This is a genomic window from Luteibacter sp. NPDC104163, from assembly GCF_055584245.1.
Genome location: NZ_JBVJMK010000002.1, coordinates 80,871 through 96,842 on the forward strand (window position 1 = coordinate 80,871; position 15,972 = coordinate 96,842).

17 protein-coding genes are annotated in these 15,972 nt (G+C 67.3%); 12 read left to right on the forward strand and 5 right to left on the reverse strand.

What is annotated here, in order from left to right:
- Nucleotides 1-14: 14 nt before the first annotated feature.
- The 3 genes from ACZ6YI_RS03525 to ACZ6YI_RS03535 are packed head-to-tail and all read right to left on the reverse strand — an operon-like array spanning nucleotide 15 to nucleotide 3,906.
- On the reverse strand, nucleotides 15-2,012 hold the full coding sequence (locus tag ACZ6YI_RS03525; protein WP_465777451.1) for a transglutaminase TgpA family protein: 1,998 nt from the start codon (nucleotides 2,010-2,012) through the stop codon (nucleotides 15-17).
- Nucleotides 2,009-2,965, reverse strand: coding sequence for a DUF58 domain-containing protein (locus tag ACZ6YI_RS03530; protein ID WP_465777452.1), 957 nt, complete (start codon nucleotides 2,963-2,965; stop codon nucleotides 2,009-2,011). Before ACZ6YI_RS03530 ends, ACZ6YI_RS03525 begins: the two co-directional genes overlap by 4 nt.
- Complete coding sequence (locus ACZ6YI_RS03535) at nucleotides 2,965-3,906, reverse strand: AAA family ATPase (protein WP_465777453.1); 942 nt, start codon at nucleotides 3,904-3,906, stop codon at nucleotides 2,965-2,967. Before ACZ6YI_RS03535 ends, ACZ6YI_RS03530 begins: the two co-directional genes overlap by 1 nt.
- Nucleotides 3,907-3,935: 29 nt before the next feature.
- Here ACZ6YI_RS03535 and ACZ6YI_RS03540 point away from each other — a divergent pair, with 29 nt between their 5' ends.
- On the forward strand, nucleotides 3,936-5,546 hold the full coding sequence (locus ACZ6YI_RS03540) for an ArnT family glycosyltransferase (protein ID WP_465777454.1): 1,611 nt from the start codon (nucleotides 3,936-3,938) through the stop codon (nucleotides 5,544-5,546).
- On the opposite strand, the gene ACZ6YI_RS03545 is transcribed toward ACZ6YI_RS03540, so the two are convergent.
- Together ACZ6YI_RS03545 and ACZ6YI_RS03550 are read right to left on the reverse strand one after the other, a co-directional pair.
- Nucleotides 5,508-6,089 carry a Maf family protein gene (locus ACZ6YI_RS03545; protein WP_465777455.1) on the reverse strand — a complete coding sequence of 194 codons (582 nt, stop codon included), beginning with the start codon at nucleotides 6,087-6,089 and terminating at the stop codon, nucleotides 5,508-5,510. The two genes, ACZ6YI_RS03540 and ACZ6YI_RS03545, sit on opposite strands and share 39 nt — an antisense overlap.
- Before the next feature lie 3 nt (nucleotides 6,090-6,092).
- On the reverse strand, nucleotides 6,093-6,506 hold the full coding sequence (locus tag ACZ6YI_RS03550; protein WP_465777456.1) for a hypothetical protein: 414 nt from the start codon (nucleotides 6,504-6,506) through the stop codon (nucleotides 6,093-6,095).
- Nucleotides 6,507-6,695: 189 nt separating this feature from the next.
- On the opposite strand from ACZ6YI_RS03550, the gene ACZ6YI_RS03555 reads away from it, so the two are divergent.
- The 11 genes from ACZ6YI_RS03555 to holB all read left to right on the forward strand — a co-directional run bounded on the left by ACZ6YI_RS03555 (nucleotide 6,696) and on the right by holB (nucleotide 15,936).
- Nucleotides 6,696-7,214, forward strand: coding sequence for a YceD family protein (locus tag ACZ6YI_RS03555; RefSeq protein ID WP_465777457.1), 519 nt, complete (start codon nucleotides 6,696-6,698; stop codon nucleotides 7,212-7,214).
- Between the two features lie 18 nt (nucleotides 7,215-7,232).
- Complete coding sequence (gene rpmF, locus ACZ6YI_RS03560) at nucleotides 7,233-7,427, forward strand: 50S ribosomal protein L32 (RefSeq protein ID WP_139983614.1); 195 nt, start codon at nucleotides 7,233-7,235, stop codon at nucleotides 7,425-7,427.
- A gap of 166 nt (nucleotides 7,428-7,593) precedes the next feature.
- A complete protein-coding gene (fabD, locus tag ACZ6YI_RS03565) occupies nucleotides 7,594-8,535 on the forward strand; it encodes an ACP S-malonyltransferase (protein WP_465777458.1) in 942 nt (313 codons plus the stop codon).
- 29 nt (nucleotides 8,536-8,564) lie between these two features.
- A complete protein-coding gene (gene fabG / locus ACZ6YI_RS03570) occupies nucleotides 8,565-9,308 on the forward strand; it encodes a 3-oxoacyl-ACP reductase FabG (RefSeq protein WP_440324255.1) in 744 nt (247 codons plus the stop codon).
- Between the two features lie 163 nt (nucleotides 9,309-9,471).
- Nucleotides 9,472-9,711, forward strand: a complete 240-nt coding sequence (acpP, locus tag ACZ6YI_RS03575; RefSeq protein ID WP_291140085.1) for an acyl carrier protein — start codon at nucleotides 9,472-9,474, stop codon at nucleotides 9,709-9,711.
- A 150-nt stretch (nucleotides 9,712-9,861) separates the two neighbouring features.
- On the forward strand, nucleotides 9,862-11,151 hold the full coding sequence (gene fabF, locus ACZ6YI_RS03580) for a beta-ketoacyl-ACP synthase II (protein WP_465777459.1): 1,290 nt from the start codon (nucleotides 9,862-9,864) through the stop codon (nucleotides 11,149-11,151).
- 7 nt (nucleotides 11,152-11,158) lie between these two features.
- Nucleotides 11,159-12,505 (forward strand): aminodeoxychorismate synthase component I, encoded by a 1,347-nt coding sequence (locus tag ACZ6YI_RS03585; protein ID WP_465777460.1) that lies wholly within the window; start codon nucleotides 11,159-11,161, stop codon nucleotides 12,503-12,505.
- Nucleotides 12,502-13,338 (forward strand): aminodeoxychorismate lyase, encoded by an 837-nt coding sequence (gene pabC / locus ACZ6YI_RS03590; protein WP_465777461.1) that lies wholly within the window; start codon nucleotides 12,502-12,504, stop codon nucleotides 13,336-13,338. Before ACZ6YI_RS03585 ends, pabC begins: the two co-directional genes overlap by 4 nt.
- On the forward strand, nucleotides 13,335-14,363 hold the full coding sequence (mltG, locus tag ACZ6YI_RS03595) for an endolytic transglycosylase MltG (protein WP_465777462.1): 1,029 nt from the start codon (nucleotides 13,335-13,337) through the stop codon (nucleotides 14,361-14,363). The genes pabC and mltG overlap by 4 nt, the downstream gene beginning before the upstream one ends.
- Nucleotides 14,360-15,004 carry a dTMP kinase gene (gene tmk / locus ACZ6YI_RS03600; protein WP_465777463.1) on the forward strand — a complete coding sequence of 215 codons (645 nt, stop codon included), beginning with the start codon at nucleotides 14,360-14,362 and terminating at the stop codon, nucleotides 15,002-15,004. Before mltG ends, tmk begins: the two co-directional genes overlap by 4 nt.
- Nucleotides 15,001-15,936, forward strand: coding sequence for a DNA polymerase III subunit delta' (gene holB, locus ACZ6YI_RS03605; protein WP_465777464.1), 936 nt, complete (start codon nucleotides 15,001-15,003; stop codon nucleotides 15,934-15,936). The genes tmk and holB overlap by 4 nt, the downstream gene beginning before the upstream one ends.
- Nucleotides 15,937-15,972: the final 36 nt, after the last annotated feature.

The window sequence follows — 15,972 nt, forward strand, 5'->3', positions numbered from 1 at the left end:
GCCGTCGCCATGACCTATTTGACCACGCCGCGCGCCCGGAATTCCCTCACCGCCTGCCGGAATTGCTTGACCAGTTCAGGTGGCGGTTCGTCGTGCGCGTAGCGTGAACTCAAGTAAAGCTCGCTCAACCTTTCCAATGCATTTCGATGCGCAGGCAGTGAGCGAGCCGCCCTTGCCATGAAATGCCTTGGGCCTTCGCCCGTGCGTCGCACCACGCCTGCCCTGGCAAGCTTGCGTTGCAGGCGGCGCATCCACGCGTCCAGCGCATCGCCTTCACGTCGCTGGAACAGGGCCCACCCCAGTGCGGTGGCAATGAGGAGCGTGAAGCCCACGGCGAAGATGATGGCGAGGTCGCCGACATCGGTGCGCCGTATACCGAACGGCTGAAGCATGCCGCGCTGGCGTAGCGCGTCGAAACCGTTAACGGCCTGGTTCCACCATTGGTTGACGACATCCCAGCGGTCCCGCAATGGACGCAGCCATCCCCCGTCGAAGAATGACATGCCCTCGCCGCTGGCCGATGCGGCGGAGGCGGCGCCAAGGCTGACACGCTCGGGGCGCACGGCACCGGTGGGATCGAAGCGTGCCCAGCCCCGACCCGCGATCCATACTTCCGTCCAGGCATGGGCATCGGAACGGCGGACGAGCAGGTACGAGCCGAGCTTGTTCCAGTACCCGCCCTGGTATCCAGTGACCACGCGCGCGGGGACGCCCGCGGCGCGCATCAGGAAGGTGAAGCTCGAGGCGTAGTACTCACAGTAGCCCTCGCGCGTCCCGAACAGGAAGTCGTCGATCCTGTCGGCGCCGAGCGGTGCCGGCGCGAGCGTGTAGCGGTATCCGCCATCACGGAACATGCCGAGGGCCGCTCGGGCGATCGCGATGGGATCATGGTTGAACCGGGTGGCCCAGTCCTGCGCGAGTGCCCTGGCACGCGGGCCTGTCCCCTCGGGCAACTGCAACGCGGCCCGGCGAAGGGCTGGGCTGATCCCGGCGTCGAGTGTGTAGCCCGTCGCGGACACCGCGTCATAGGTCCTGGCGGCCTGCACGCGCTGGTTGGCGACGACGGTGCGGTCGTACTGTAGCGAGGCATCGACAGGCGCCGTGGAGGGCATGTCCAGCATGGGCAGGATCCGTTGCTGGGTGGGCTCCATCGTCACGTGATAGAAAAAGCGTGCGGTGCCTTCGAATGTGCCGCCATTTCGCGAGTAGGCCCCGAAGCCCGGACTCCACTGCCGCCCGTCGAAAGTGAGCATCGTGTAAGCGCGGAAATACCGTGCTTCGGCGACCGGTATCGGGCCATCGAACGCGACGCGCATGGCTGGCGTATCGTCGACCAGTAGTTCAGCCATCTCGCCGGGTGACATGGTGTTGGCAAGGCCGGTCACGGCACGGGGCGGATTGGGTGCGCCCCAAAGCGGTGATTCAAGCCTGGGGATGAAAAGGAACGCGAATGCGGCGAGCGGAATGGCGCATGCAAGCATGAGCAGGGCGGGCGCAAACTCCCCGCGCCAGACATCGCGTGGAGGGGAAAGCTCCTCGATCGCGCGCAGCGTGCCCAGGGCAGGCACCAGTCCGATCGCCACCACGAACGTCGCTACCAGCGACTGATTGAAAAGCAGTGCGCTCATGAGCGCGAAGCCGCCGAACGCGATGCCCACCCGGGCGTCACGGCGATGCTCGGTCTCCAGGGTCTTGAGCACGAGCAGGCCCGTCGCGAAGGCCGCGCCGGGCTCACGGCCGAAGATCGTGCCGTAGGTGGCGATGACCACGGCGAGCAGCAAACCGACGATCGGCAGCTTGATCCACATGGACACGGGGCGGCCGCCATGTTGGCGATGCCACCAGCGCCAGGCGAGCGTCGTGGCCAGCGTCGTGGAAAACCACCACGGCAGGTGCGTGGCGTGCGTTGCCAGGACGAAAGCCATGCTGAGGCAAAGCAGGCTGAACGGGCGTGGGTCGAGCCGTGGCTCTGAGTCCAGCTTCTGCGTCAGCGAAAGACGGAATCGGGTCATGGTCGCAGTGCCAGCGCGGTCATGCAGCGGTGGTAATGCTCGTCGCCGTGCGCCACGTCGAAATAGGCATCCGGCAGCTTCAGGCTCCAGCGCCGGCCGCTCTCGTGGGCTTCATCGATCCAGCGGGCTAGCCGGCTGATCCGTGACTCATCGTCCAGTCCGCGCACGCTGTCCCAATCCAGTCGCCAATCTTCCTGCGGTGAGGGCTGTTCCATGTCCTTCACGAGCAGGCCGTGGTGGCGAGCGCTCAACTTCCATGCGATGTGCCGGCGCGGATCGCCGGGGCGGTAATCGCGCAGCGCGGCAAGTTCGTCGCCGATCCTGGGTCGACCACGGTCGGCATCACCCTGCGGTTCAAACGGCGAGGGCCCCATCGCTTCCGGCATGGGATACACGAGGACGGTGCTGTCGGGGTGGATCCAGCTCCATGCGCGGAACAGCCCCAAAGGCCAGCGCGTGTGGATGCGCATGCGGGGTAGCGGCAGCCAGCCCCGGCGCTCGGCGTGCAGGGCAAACTCCATGGTCGCGTGGCCACCCCCGGGAACGTTGGCGGCGTGTTCGGTTCCCGCGACGTCGACGCGTACCGCGCTGCGCTCACGCTGGTTCGCCGAAAGATCCAGTGACAGGCGGATGCGTTCGCCAGCGCGCGCAGTATCCGCGCGAAGCGTCCCGATGACCAGGCCGTTGAGCACGCGAAATGCGACGAGCATGCTGCCCGCCGTCGCCGCACCGAGCAGGCAGGTCAGCATGAGCGCCGCATTGTTCGCATAGTTCAATGCACCGATCAGCATCACGCCCAACAGCACCGCGAAGCCGACCCCGAAACCCGTGGGCACGATATAGATGCGGCGCCGGTGCAATACGATCGGCAGCGCCTCGCGTGGGCGAAGACGGGTGAGGGCGGGCAGCCTTCGTTCCGCCCAGGCCAGCACGCGAGGCGCCGCGCGTTCCATCAGGGCACCGCGGTCTCGGCCAGGATAGTGCGGGCGATCGCTTCGCGATGGCTCCCGCGGCCCGGGACAAGCCGGTGCGCCGCGGCAGGAATGAAGACAGTCTGTACGTCTTCGGGGATCACATGGTCGCGGCCGCTCAGCATCGCCCACGCCCGCGATGCCGCGAGGATAGCCAGCCCGGCGCGCGGCGAAAGGCCCACGCGGACCTCGCTGTGCTTGCGGCTGGCCGCTAGCAGGGCTTGCAGGTAATCGAGCAGCGTGCCGGTCGCCTTGACGCCCTGCGCCGCCGCGCGCAGGTGCCCGATGGCCTCGACATCAAGGCGAGGACGCAACGACGCCATCATGTCGCGCCGGTCCTCACCGATCAGCAAGGCGCGTTCGGCGGCGGGGTCCGGGTAATCGAGCGACAGCCGCAGCATGAAGCGATCCAGCTGCGAATCCGGGAGCGGGAATGTACCAGCCAGATCTAGCGGGTTCTGCGTGGCGACGACGAAGAAGGGCTTTGGCAGGTCGTGCGTGGTGCCATCGACCGTGGCCTGGCCCTCGGCCATCGCCTCGAGCAAGGCGCTCTGGGTCTTGGGCGTCGCGCGGTTGATTTCATCCGCGAGGAGCAGGCTGGTGAAGATGGGGCCGGGGTGGAAGCGGAACGCGCCGGTCTCGCGCTCGTACACGCTCACCCCGATAATGTCCGAGGGCAGCAGGTCGCTGGTGAACTGGATCCGCTGGAACTCCAGGTCGAAGGTGGCGGCGAGTGCATGGGCGAGGGTGGTCTTGCCCACGCCGGGCACATCTTCCAGCAGGAGGTGGCCGCCGGCCACCAGGCAGGTGAAGGCGAGCTTCACCTGGCGTGGCTTGCCAAGCAGTACGCCGTTGACCTGCGCGAGCGCGGCATCGAGGCGGTGGCGCAGCATTTCGTCGTTGAGTGGAGTAATGGCAGACATGATCGTTGCGTGTGCCCCCCGGCCTGGCCATGCCAATGGATGAGCCGTCGAGTTTAGCGGTGCGCGCGCGGCGCTGGCGAGGCGTATTCCTCGCTCTGTTCGTCCTTGTCACCGTTTGCAAGGTTGTCATAGCGGCCACCCTGTCGCCCTTCGGTGACGAAGCCTTCTATTGGCAGGAGAGCCTGAGGCCTGCGTGGGGCTACAGCGACCTGCCGCCGGTCACGGCCTGGCTCATTGGTGCGTCCGAGGCCGTTTTCGGGCACGGCGTGTTCGCCATGCGCCTGCCGTTCCTCGTGCTTGGCGCCCTGCTGCCGTGGCAGGTCGGCGCGCTGGCGCGCCGCATGGGGGGCGCAGGGGCAGGGTGGCAGGCCGCGACCTTTGCGTTGCTCCTGCCGCTGGTCGGCAGCCTGGGCCTCATGGCACTCCCTGATGTGCCACTGACCTTCGCGATCCTGCTCGCTGCACAGGGCCTGGTGCGAGCACTTGAGACAAATCGTATCCGGGATTGGGTGCTGCTCGGCGCGGGCCTTGCGCTCGCGTGGGCCACGCACTATCGCGCCGCCATGGCGATGCTCGCCGGCCTGGTCTTTCTCGCATGCATGCGGCGCGGGCGTGCGACGTGGCGCAGGTCGGGGCTCTGGGTCGCGTTGCTGGTCGCTGCGTTCGGGCTCGTGCCCATCATCATCTACAACGTGGGGGCGAGTGGTGCCGGTGTCGCCTTCCAGCTGGTGGAACGCAACCCCTGGGCCTTTCACGCGGATGCGCTGGTGCAACCGCTGGAGCAGGCCGTTGCCTGCACGCCACTTATGTATGGCCTGCTGTTGTGGGTGCTGTACAGCGCGTGGCGACGCCGGGCCGAAACACCGTTCGATGTGGTTGCGGCGCTGTCGGGCACGTTCCTGGTCGCGTATTTCGTGCTGGGTCTTTTCGCCGACGACCTGCGTTTCCGCGCCCACTGGCCGCTGCCGGGCTACCTGTTCCTGTGCGCGGCCGTTCCCGCCGTGCTCGCGCGTGCCTCGGTTACGGCCAGGCGCTTTGCCGTGCTCGCGTTGGCCACTTCGGGCCTGGGGCTGATTGCCGGCCTGGCGTATCTCGGTATTGCGGCCTCGCCGCGCGGTGCCCTGGTGCTCGCCAATGCCAAGGCGTTTCCGTCGCACTTCGTCGGGTGGCGCGAAGCGGCTGCGGCGCTGCCGCCGCGTCCCGCAGGCACCGTGCTGGTTGCGGATAATTTCATGCTCGCGGCGGAGCTTCATTTCGTCCTGGGACCGTCAGCAACGGTCTACTCGCTCGACAGCCCGCTCAACACCAAGCACGGGCGTGCGCCGCAGCTGCGCGCGTGGGGGTTGGACGAGGTCGCACTGGATGCGCGGCCCGGCACGCGCATGATCCTTGCCGTCGATGAAACCGCGCTAAGGGACGACGATGCGCGTGCGTGGCTGGGTTCCGTCTGCGCGCGCGTCGATATCGTGCGGCCGCTTGGCCGCGTGGATGCGTTCGCCGGACGTCGGCGCATCGCCTACTACGAAGCGATGGCGCGGGCTGGGATGGCAGCGCCCCGTTTGCCGGACGAGTGCATGGTGTGGATGCGTGCGTGGCGCGCGTCAGGGCAGGGCGATTCCCGCGGCGCGCAGCAGCCGTGACGTCGCGATAAGCGGCAGGCCGATAAGGGCGGTGGGATCGTTGTTGGCGATGCGCTCGAAGAGCGTGATGCCCAGGCCTTCGCATTTGAAACTGCCGGCGCAGTCCAGGGGGCGCTCGCGTTCGACGTAGCGGGTGATGTCTTCGCGGGTCAGCGTACGAAAAACGACGCGGGTCTCGTCCACGTGGCCATGGGCGTCGCCGCGGGCATCGATGACGCACACCGCGGTATGGAAGACCACCTCTTGTCCCGAACTCGCCTCTAGCTGTCGATGCGCCGCGTGTACCGTGCCCGGCTTGTCCAGCACGGACCCATGGAGGTCGGCGACCTGATCGGAGCCGATCACCACGCACCCGGGGTGCAAGGTGGCCACTGCACGTGCCTTGGCTTCCGCCAGGCGTGCGGCACGGGCGGCAGGGCCTTCCTGCGCGAGGGCGGCTTCATCGGTGCCGGGCGCGGCCTGGCTGAAGGCCTCGAGCACGCGGCGGAGCAGGGCGGCCCGGTAGGCCGAGGTCGAGGCGAGGATGACGGCGGGCTGGGACAAGGGTTAACGATCCGGCTGGAAGTGTTCGCGAACGGCCGTATCCAGCGCCGTCTGGGCATCGTCGAGCGCCTGGAGGCGGGGTTCGAGCTGGTGGCGGGCCCTGACCAGGGCGCTCACGGCATCATCCAGTTCGCGCTGGCTGGCGCTGGGTGCCCGGTCGCGGATCCAGAGGCGCTGCTGCAGCAGTGCCCGCAGCCCCGAATCCACCGCCTGCTGGGCCTCGACTTCACCCACGGCCGGCTGGTCCGGACTGAACTGCATGACCGCGTGGGCCTTCTGCAGGCGGTCGCGGCAGTCCTTCAGGTCGGTCTCCAGGCGGTCTGCCTGGTCCATGAGGTCTTGCAGGGCGCCATGCCTCCGTCGGCGGCGGTGGTGAGCCACCAGCCAGCCGCACAGCCCGATGACGATCATCGCCATTGCGGCAAGTGCATAATATGCAAAGGAAAACACGCTGCCTCTTCCCCCTGTTGGGCGTGCTGCGGCAAACTTCCCGCTCAGCGCGAGTCTGCCCGAAACCCGGGCCACTCCGCAAAAATGCCAGGGCGTGTGCATTGCCGTGGCTAACCGGTTGACTTCAGGCAGATTGATGCCTACCATCTCCCGATTATGTCCGTGACTCTGCCATCGTCCGTGGACGCTTGGCGCGAAGTACGTGCGCGGCGTTCGTTCCAGGGCCAGCTCCCACTGTCGGCGTTCAAGCGTCTGGCTGATGTGGTGGCATCGCCCGAAGGCGACGTAACCTACGAACTGGATTTCGGTCGTGATGACCTGGGTGTCGCCTATGTGGCCGTTCGCGCAAAGGCTTCGCCCACGCTGGTCTGCCAGCGTTCCCTGGAGCCGTTCCAGCTCCCGGTGGAGGTCGACACCCGTCTCGGACTGATCGTCGAAGAGCGTGAGGAGGCCTCGCTTCCGCCCGGCTACGAACCGCTCCTCCTGGAGCAGGACGGCAAGCTGGATCCGCTCGCCGCGATCGAGGACGAACTGTTGTTGGCATTGCCCCTTGTTCCGGTCAACCCGGACGCTGAGCTGCCTGAAGACGTAAATGCGCCTGAGGAAGAAGAGCCTTCTCCGCAGGACCCATCCGATAACCCGTTCGCGGCCCTCCGCGGACTTATAAACAAGTAATTTCGCTGGAGATTCGCCATGGCCGTTGCCAAGAGCCGCAAGACCCCGTCCACCCGCGGCATGCGCCGTTCGCACGACGCCCTGAAGGGCGTGCAGCTGTCGACCGACCCGACCAGCGGTGAAGTCCACCTGCGCCACCACGTCACGAAGGATGGCTTCTACCGTGGCAAGAAGGTCATCGACACCCGCGGTGCGGTTGAAGTCGAAGACTGATCCTGCCCGCAGGGCTGGATAAGAAACGGCGCACTCCTGGTGCGCCGTTTTTCATTGTGGGCGCCGTTCTGGCAGTGCCCCTCCAGGCTCCAAACCCTCGCGAATGGTGCATTCGCCCATGGGTTGCTGGCACCATTCGCGGTTTGAACGACCGGAATCGCCTCGCATGACCTCGACCAGTGCCTCGCTCGCCATCGTCTTTCCCGGCCAGGGTTCCCAGGCCATCGGCATGCTTGCCGATCTGGCCGCGGTCCATCCCGAGGTAAAGGCCACCTTCGATGAGGCCTCCGAGGGCGCGGGCGTCGATCTCTGGGACATCAGCCAGAACGGCCCCGAAGAGAAGCTCAACAGCACCGAGAACACGCAGCCGGCCCTGCTGGCCGCCAGCGTTGCCGTATGGCGCGTCTACCTGAAGCAGGGCGGGGCCTTGCCGGCCTACCTTTCCGGCCACAGCCTGGGCGAATACAGCGCCCTGGTCGCCGCCGGCGCCATCTCGCTGAAGGACGCCGCGGGCCTCGTGGCCGAGCGTGGCCGGCTCATGCAGGCGGCCGTGCCGGCCGGCGTGGGTGCCATGGCCGCCGTGCTGGGCGGCGATGATGCCCAGATCGCCCAGGTCTGCGAGGAGGTGGCCCAGGGCCAGATCGTGGCGCCCGCTAACTTCAACTCGCCCGGCCAGCTGGTGATCGCCGGCCATGCCGAGGCCGTGGATCGCGCCCTGGCGCGCCTTGCCGAGCTCGGGGTGAAGAAGGCGGTGAAGCTTGCCGTTTCCGTGCCGTCACACTCCATGCTTATGCGCGACGCCGCCGATAAGCTGGGCGAGAAGATGGCTGCGATCACCTGGCAGCTGCCCTCCATCCCGGTGGTGCAGAACGCCGATGCGAAGGTACATGCCTCGCTCGACGATATCCGGGGCGCCTTGCAGCGCCAGTTGTACCTGCCGGTGCGCTGGACCGAATGCGTCCAGGCGCTGGCCGCGAACGGCGTCACCCATGTGCTCGAATGCGGCCCGGGCAAGGTGCTTGCCGGCCTGATCAAGCGTATCGACAAGTCCATCGACGCGAAGGCCATTGGCCTGCCTGCCGACCTCGACGCGGCCATCCAGGCCTGATCCCTATTTCCCTGTAGCAGGACCACCCCATGACCCACTCCCTGAAGGGCGAGATCGCCCTGGTCACCGGCGCGAGCCGCGGCATTGGTGCCGCCATCGCCGATCTGCTGGCCGAGCAAGGCGCGACCGTTTACGGCACTGCCACGAGCGAAAGCGGCGCGAAGGCCATTGGTGAGCGCCTTTCGGCGCACGGCGGCCACGGCCGCGTGCTCGACGTGACCAACCCGGAAGCCATCGACACCCTGGTTGACGAGATCGCCAAGACCTCGGGCGCGATCAGTGTGCTCGTGAACAATGCGGGCATCACCCGCGACCAGCTCCTCATGCGTATGAAAGAGGATGACTGGAGCGCGATCATGGACACCAACCTGACCTCGGTATTCCGCACTTCCAAGGCCGTGATGCGCGGGATGATGAAGGCGCGCAAGGGCCGCATCATCAGCATCGCCTCGGTGGTCGGCGTGACCGGGAACCCCGGCCAGGCGAACTACGCCGCGGCCAAGGCCGGCATCATTGCCTTCTCCAAGTCCCTGGCCCGGGAAATCGGCTCGCGGGGCATTACCGTGAACGTGGTGGCGCCGGGCTTCATCGACACCGACATGACCCGCGCGCTGCCCGAAGAGCAGCGTGAAGCCCTGCTGGCCGGGATCGCGTTGGGCCACCTGGGCGAGGGCCGCGATATCGCTGAAGCGGTGGCCTTCCTGGCCTCGCCGGCGGCCAAGTACATCACCGGTGAGACCCTTCACGTCAACGGCGGTATGTACATGCCCTGACCGGCCGGCCCCGGCAGTCGCCAGCGGGCCAATTTTGAGAGACAATCACCCTTTCGCGCCCCGGCCATCCGGGGCGCTATCCACGACACGGCCACGTGCTGGCGGGTATGGACCTTAGCCACTACAATGCGCCGGATTTTTCCCCTCGGGAGGTTATAGCGACATGAGCACCATCGAAGAACGCGTCAAGAAGATCGTCGTCGAACAGCTGGGCGTCAAGGAAGATGAAGTCACACCGAACGCTTCGTTCGTGGACGATCTGGGCGCCGATTCGCTGGATACCGTCGAACTCGTGATGGCTCTCGAAGAAGAGTTCGAGTGCGAGATCCCGGACGAAGATGCCGAGAAGATCACGACGGTTCAGCAGGCTGTCGACTACGTCAAGGCCCACGTCAAGGCCTGATCGGGTTGACTGGTCGTCGATCGGGGGTTCGTCCTCCCGTCGATCTCCGAGCGACATGGAAGCTGCGCCGTCATGGCGCAGTTTTCGTTTCCGCATACCGTAACCTGCGCCCGCGTATGGTTTGCACGGGTACAGTGAAGGAACAAATGCATGACTAAGCGACGCGTGGTAGTGACCGGCATGGGGATCATCTCGCCGGTCGGTAATGATCTCGCCACCGCCTGGAAGAACGTCGTCGAAGGCAATACGGGCATCGGCCCGGTCACCGATTTCGACGCAAGCGCCTATGCCACCCGTATCGCGGGTGAGGTGCGCGGTTTTGATGCCGTGGAAGCTTATTTCGCCGGTACCGATACGCCGGACGATGACAAGCGTTCCATCGCGAAAGACTTCAAGCGGATGGACCCGTTCATCCATTACGGCATCGTCGCGGGCACGCATGCGTTCCGCCAGTCCGGCCTCGTCATCACCGATGAGAACGCCGGCCGTGTCGGCGTCGCCGCCGGCGCGGGCATCGGTGGTCTCCACACCATCGAGGCCACGGCCCTCGAACTCGAAGCGAAGGGCCCCCGCAAGGTGTCGCCGTTCTTCGTGCCGAGCTCCATCATCAACATGGTGGCGGGCAACCTTTCCATCTACCACGGCATGAAGGGCCCGAACATCGCCCTCGTGTCGGCCTGCACCACGGCCGCGCACAACATCGGCATGGCCATGCGCCTCATCCAGTACGGCGATGCCGACGCGATGCTGGCCGGCGGCGCCGAGTTCGCCACCACGCCGACGGCGATGGCGGGCTTCTGCTCGGCCAAGGCCATGTCCACGCGCAATGACGATCCGGAGCACGCCAGCCGTCCGTGGGATACCGGCCGCGATGGCTTCCTGCTGTCGAACGGCGCGGGCATGCTCATGCTCGAGGAATACGAGTTCGCGAAGGCGCGTGGCGCCAACATCCTGGCCGAGCTCATCGGCTTCGGCATGAGCGGCGACGCGTACCACATCACCTCGCCGAGCGGCGATGGCGCGGAACTCGCCATGCGTAACGCGCTGCACGATGCCGGCCTCAAGCCGGAAGACGTGCAGTACGTGAATGCGCACGGCACCTCCACGCCCGTGGGCGACCTGGGCGAAGCCAAGGCGATCCGTAACGTGTTTGGCGACCACGCCACGCAGAAGGGCAAGTTCGCCGTCAGCTCCACCAAGTCGGTCACCGGGCACCTGCTCGGTGCCGCCGGCGGCGTGGAAGCGATCTTCTCGGTCCTGGCCCTGCGCGATGGCATCATCCCGCCGACCATGAACCTCGAGAACGTCGATCCGGAAGTCGAGGCGCTGGGCATGGACCTCGTGCCGAACAAGGCCGAAAAGGCCGACCTCCAGGTCGTCATGTCCAACTCGTTCGGTTTCGGCGGCACCAACGGGACGCTCATGTTCCGTCGCGTCTGATCCCTGCGTGGCGTTTTCCACGCGAACCCTGGCCGGCCGGCGCGATCTCCTCGCGCCGGCCGCGCTGTTTCCGGAGCGGTACCCGGCGCTGCTCGCCTCTGCGGTCACCGGCACCGCGCAATCCCGCTTCGACATCCTTTTCGCGAGCGGCGATGCATCGCTGACGTTGCACGCCGACGGTGTCGTGCGCGATTCGGCGGGACAGGTCGTGTCCGGCGCATTCCTCGATGCCTTCGACAAGGCGTGGGCAGCCCGTCGCCGCCCGCGCGTGGATGACGGCCTGCCGTTCCATGGCGGCTGGGTGGTCTATCTCGCCTATGAACTCGTCGCGCAGATCGAGCCATCGCTCCGCCTGCCGGCGCCCCGCGGCGCCGCGCCGGTGGCGTGCGCGTTGCGGGCACCCGCCGCGGCGATCGTCGACCACGTTGAAGGGTGCACGATCCTGATCGCGGAAGAGGGCGCCGAGGACTGGCTGGACGTGCTCGAGGCCGACCTCGTCGCGCCCATGCCTGCCGTGCCGCTCGCCGCGCCGGAGCGCGTGGATGAGGACGAGCCCGAGCGCTTCCTGCAAGGCGTAAACCGCATTCACGAACACCTGCTCGCCGGCGATACCTTCCAGGTCAACCTGTCGCGGCGCTGGCGTGCACGATTTGCCGAAGCGCCGGCACCCGCCGCGCTCATGCAGGCGTTGCGCGCGGCGAATCCCGCGCCGTTCGCCGGCCTGCTGCAACAGCCTGGCTGGGCAATCGTGAGTTCCTCGCCGGAGCGCCTCGTAGAGTCGCGCGAAGGGGTGCTGCAGACGCGGCCGATCGCAGGCACGCGTCCGCGGGTGCCGGGCGACGATGATGCCGAGCGTATCCGTGAACTCACCGCGCACCCGAAGGAGCGCGCCGAGCACGTCATGCTGATCGACCTCGAGCGAAATGACCTGGGGCGCGTATGCGTGCCGGGCAGCGTGCGTGTCGATGAACTGATGGTGGTCGAGAGCTACGCCCACGTGCACCACATCGTGTCCAACGTCCGTGGCCACGCAAGGGAGGGCATCACCCCGGGTGAGGTCATCGCCGCGACGTTCCCCGGTGGCACGATCACCGGCTGCCCCAAGGTGCGTTGCATGCAGATCATTGGCGATATCGAGCAGGAGCCGCGCGGCGCGTACACGGGCGCGCTTGGCTATGTCGACGACAATGGCGACATGGACCTGAACATCCTCATCCGCACGTTGCTGGCCGAAGGGCCGGATGTATCGCTGCGCGCGGGGGCGGGGATCGTCACCGATTCCGTGCCGGAAAAAGAACTGGACGAGACGCGGGCCAAGGCCCGTGGGCTGCTGCGGATCTTCGGCGCCGCATGAGCGCGCGCTTCTCGGTGGATTTTCGCGACGGAGGCAGCGTGTCCGCGGCCGATCGCGGTTTCACCTATGGCGATGGACTGTTTGAAACGCTCCGTGTCGTGGATGGCGTGGTGCCGCTGTGGGCGCGTCATGCGGCACGCCTGCTGGAGGGCTGCGAGCGCCTGCAACTGCAACCGCCTGCGTTGGCTGCCGTGCGCGATGAGATCCTGCGATTGTGCACGAGCCTGCCTGATGCCGTAGTGCGCGTCACACTAAGTCGCGGCGTGGGTGAACGCGGCTACGCGCTTCCGCAGCGGCAGCATCCGACATTGGTGGTCTCAGCCGCGCCGCTCGCGCTCGATCGCGACGCGACGCATGATGGGTTGGCCGTTCGCGTGTGTACCACGCGCCTGGCCGTGCAGCCCGCCCTTGCCGGGCTCAAGCACCTCAATCGCCTGGAGCAGGTGCTGGCGCGCGCAGAGTGGAACGATCCCGCGATCGGCGAGGGGCTGCTGTGCGATATGGAAGGTAACCTGGCCTGTGCAACGGCCGCCAACCTCTTCGTCGTCATCGATGGCGAGCTCGTCACACCGCCCGTCGATCGCTGTGGCGTGGCCGGCGTGGCGCGTGCCGAAGTCATGGCCGTCCGGCCGGTCACGGTCGCCTCGTTCAGTGTGGCGGACCTGCTGCGGGCGTCGGAGGTCTTCCTCACCTCGGCGGTTCGCGGCATTCTCCCTGTCCGGGCGCTCGGCGCCCGGACGTGGCAACCCGGCCCCGTGGCGCGTGCCCTGCAGGCGCACTGGGTTTCGCTGGGCCTGCCGTTACCGAACCGTGCCAAGGATCCCGATCGATGAAAGTGCGTGGCGCCGCCGTGTGGCGCGCTATCTTGCTACTGGTGCTGCTCGCGGTCATCGCGGCAGGCACCTGGCTCTGGTTCGACTGGGCGCGTTTCGCCCGTACGCCCCTCTCCGTGCCCACGGCGGGGCAGAGCATCGATGTAGCCCGTGGCTCGTCGTTCAAGGACATCGTGAGCGACCTGCGCGCCCGTGGCGTGACGCAAGCCTCGCCCCTGTACTGGCGCGTCCTGGCGATGGAGATGCACGCTTCCGGGCGCCTGCATGCCGGTGAATTCGCCCTGCGCCAGGGCATGACGCCGCGCGAGCTCATCGCCGATATGGCGGCCGGTAAGGTCATGCAGCGGAACTTCACCATCGTCGATGGCTGGACGTTCGCCGACCTGCGCCGGGCACTCGCCGCGGTGGATACGCTGACCCACGATACGGCCGCCGTTGACGATGCGGAGATCATGAAGCGGGTGGGTGCGGAGGGCGATAACCCGGAAGGGTGGTTCCTGCCGGAGACCTACGCGTACGTGAAGGGCGATACCGACACCAGCATCCTCAAGCGCGCCCACGCCGCGATGACGAAAACCCTGGATGCCGCGTGGCCGGCGCGCGCCACGGACCTGCCGCTGGCCAGCCCGTACGAGGCGCTGATCCTCGCGTCCATCGTGGAGAAGGAGACGGGCAGGGCGGATGAGCGCCCGCGCATCGCGGGGGTCTTCGTGCGCCGCCTCGAGCAGCATGTCCTGCTGCAGACGGATCCGACCGTGATCTACGGGATGGGTGCCGCTTACGCTGGCAACATCCACAAGAGCGACCTCACCACCGACACCCCGTACAATACGTACACACGCGCCGGCCTGCCTCCCACGCCCATCGCCCTCCCGGGCCGGGCCGCCATCCAGGCCGCGCTGCACCCGGCCGAAGGCAAGGAGCTGTATTTCGTCGCGCGCGGCGATGGCAGCCACGTTTTCTCGGCCACCCTCGAAGAACACAACAAGGCCGTGGCCTGCTACCAGTTGAAACGATGCCAGTGAACCAGGGACAGCGCGGACGGCTTATTACCCTCGAAGGCGGCGAAGGCGCCGGCAAGAGCACCTTGTTGCGCGGGCTGGAAGCCCACCTGCGTGGCCAGGGCATCGACCTGGTCGTGACGCGCGAGCCCGGTGGCACCGTGGTGGGCGAGTCGGTGCGCGGCGTGGTCCTTGCCGCCGCCAACAACGATCTCTGCGCCGAGGCCGAGCTGCTGCTGATGTTCGCATCGCGCGCGCAACTCGTGCGCCAGGTCATCGAGCCGGCGCTCGCCGCGGGTCGGTGGGTGCTGTGCGATCGTTTCACCGATGCCAGCTACGCCTACCAGGGCGGTGGCCGCGGCCAGCCCGTCGAGCGCATCGCGGAACTCGAGCGCTGGGCGGCGCTCGGCCTGCGTCCCGATATCACCCTGTTGCTCGATCTCCCGGTAAGCCAGGGGCGCGCGCGCGCCGCAGGCCGCGGCGACGCCGACCGCATCGAGGTCGAGGGCGATGCCTTCTTCGAACGGATCCGCGGCGCTTACCGCGAACGTGCAGCCGCCGATCCCGCGCGTTTTCGCGTGCTGGACGCCAGTGCCATGCCGGATGCCGTCCTCGCCCAGGCGATCGACGGCGTCGCCGGCTTGTTCGGGCAGGGTGCGACGTGACGGCGCGGCCGTGGCATGCCGATGCGTGGGCCCGCCTCCAGGCGCGGCGGGAGCGCGACGCGCTGCCCCACGCCCTCCTGCTGGCCGGCCCGGCTGGGCTCGGCAAGCGAGATTTCCTGGCGGGCTTCGTCAACGGGCTGCTCTGCCAGCAGCCAGACCATGGCGTTGCATGCGGGGTCTGCCGCAGCTGCCTGCTGCTCGCGGCGGGCACGCACCCGGATGTGACCTCGCTGACCTTTGGCCTGCGCAAGGATGGCGGTACGCGTACCGAGATCGTGGTCGACCAGGTGCGTGACCTGTCGCAGCGCCTCGCCATGTCCAGCCAGTTCGGTGGCTGGCAGGTGGCGACGATCGATCCGGCCGACGCCATGAACGCCGCGGCGGCCAATGCCTTGCTCAAGACCCTGGAAGAGCCGACGCCATCGACGATCCTCATCCTGGTCGCCGATGAGCCGGCACGGCTGCCGGCGACGATCCGCAGCCGCTGCCAGCGGATCGACTTCCTGGTGCCTTCGCGCGAGGTGTCGCTCGAATGGCTCCGTGTGCAGGGCGTGCCCGACGCGGCAGCCGCCCTAGATGCAGCGGGCGGGAACCCCGGCCTGGCGCGTGACTGGGCCACCGATGGCGCGCTGAAGCAGCGCGCTGAGGTGCGCAACGACCTCAAGGGCCTGGCGGCCGGCCGTAGTGATCCCATGGAAGTGGTGAAGCGCTGGCAGGCGACCGACCCCACCCGGTACGTGTGGTTCGCCGCACAGGCCGCGACCGATGAGCTGCGTGCCCGCGCGGCGGGCCGTGCCGCACCCCTTGAAAGCCAGCTGGACGATGAGTCGCTGGATGCGTGGTACAGCCGCGCCAACCGTGCGCGCGATGCCTTGCGTGGCCCGCTGCGAGCCGACCTGGTCCTGCTCGAACTCATCGCCGCCTGGCGTTGACGTGGCCTTTTCGCCCGATCGGCCCTAATCGAATCC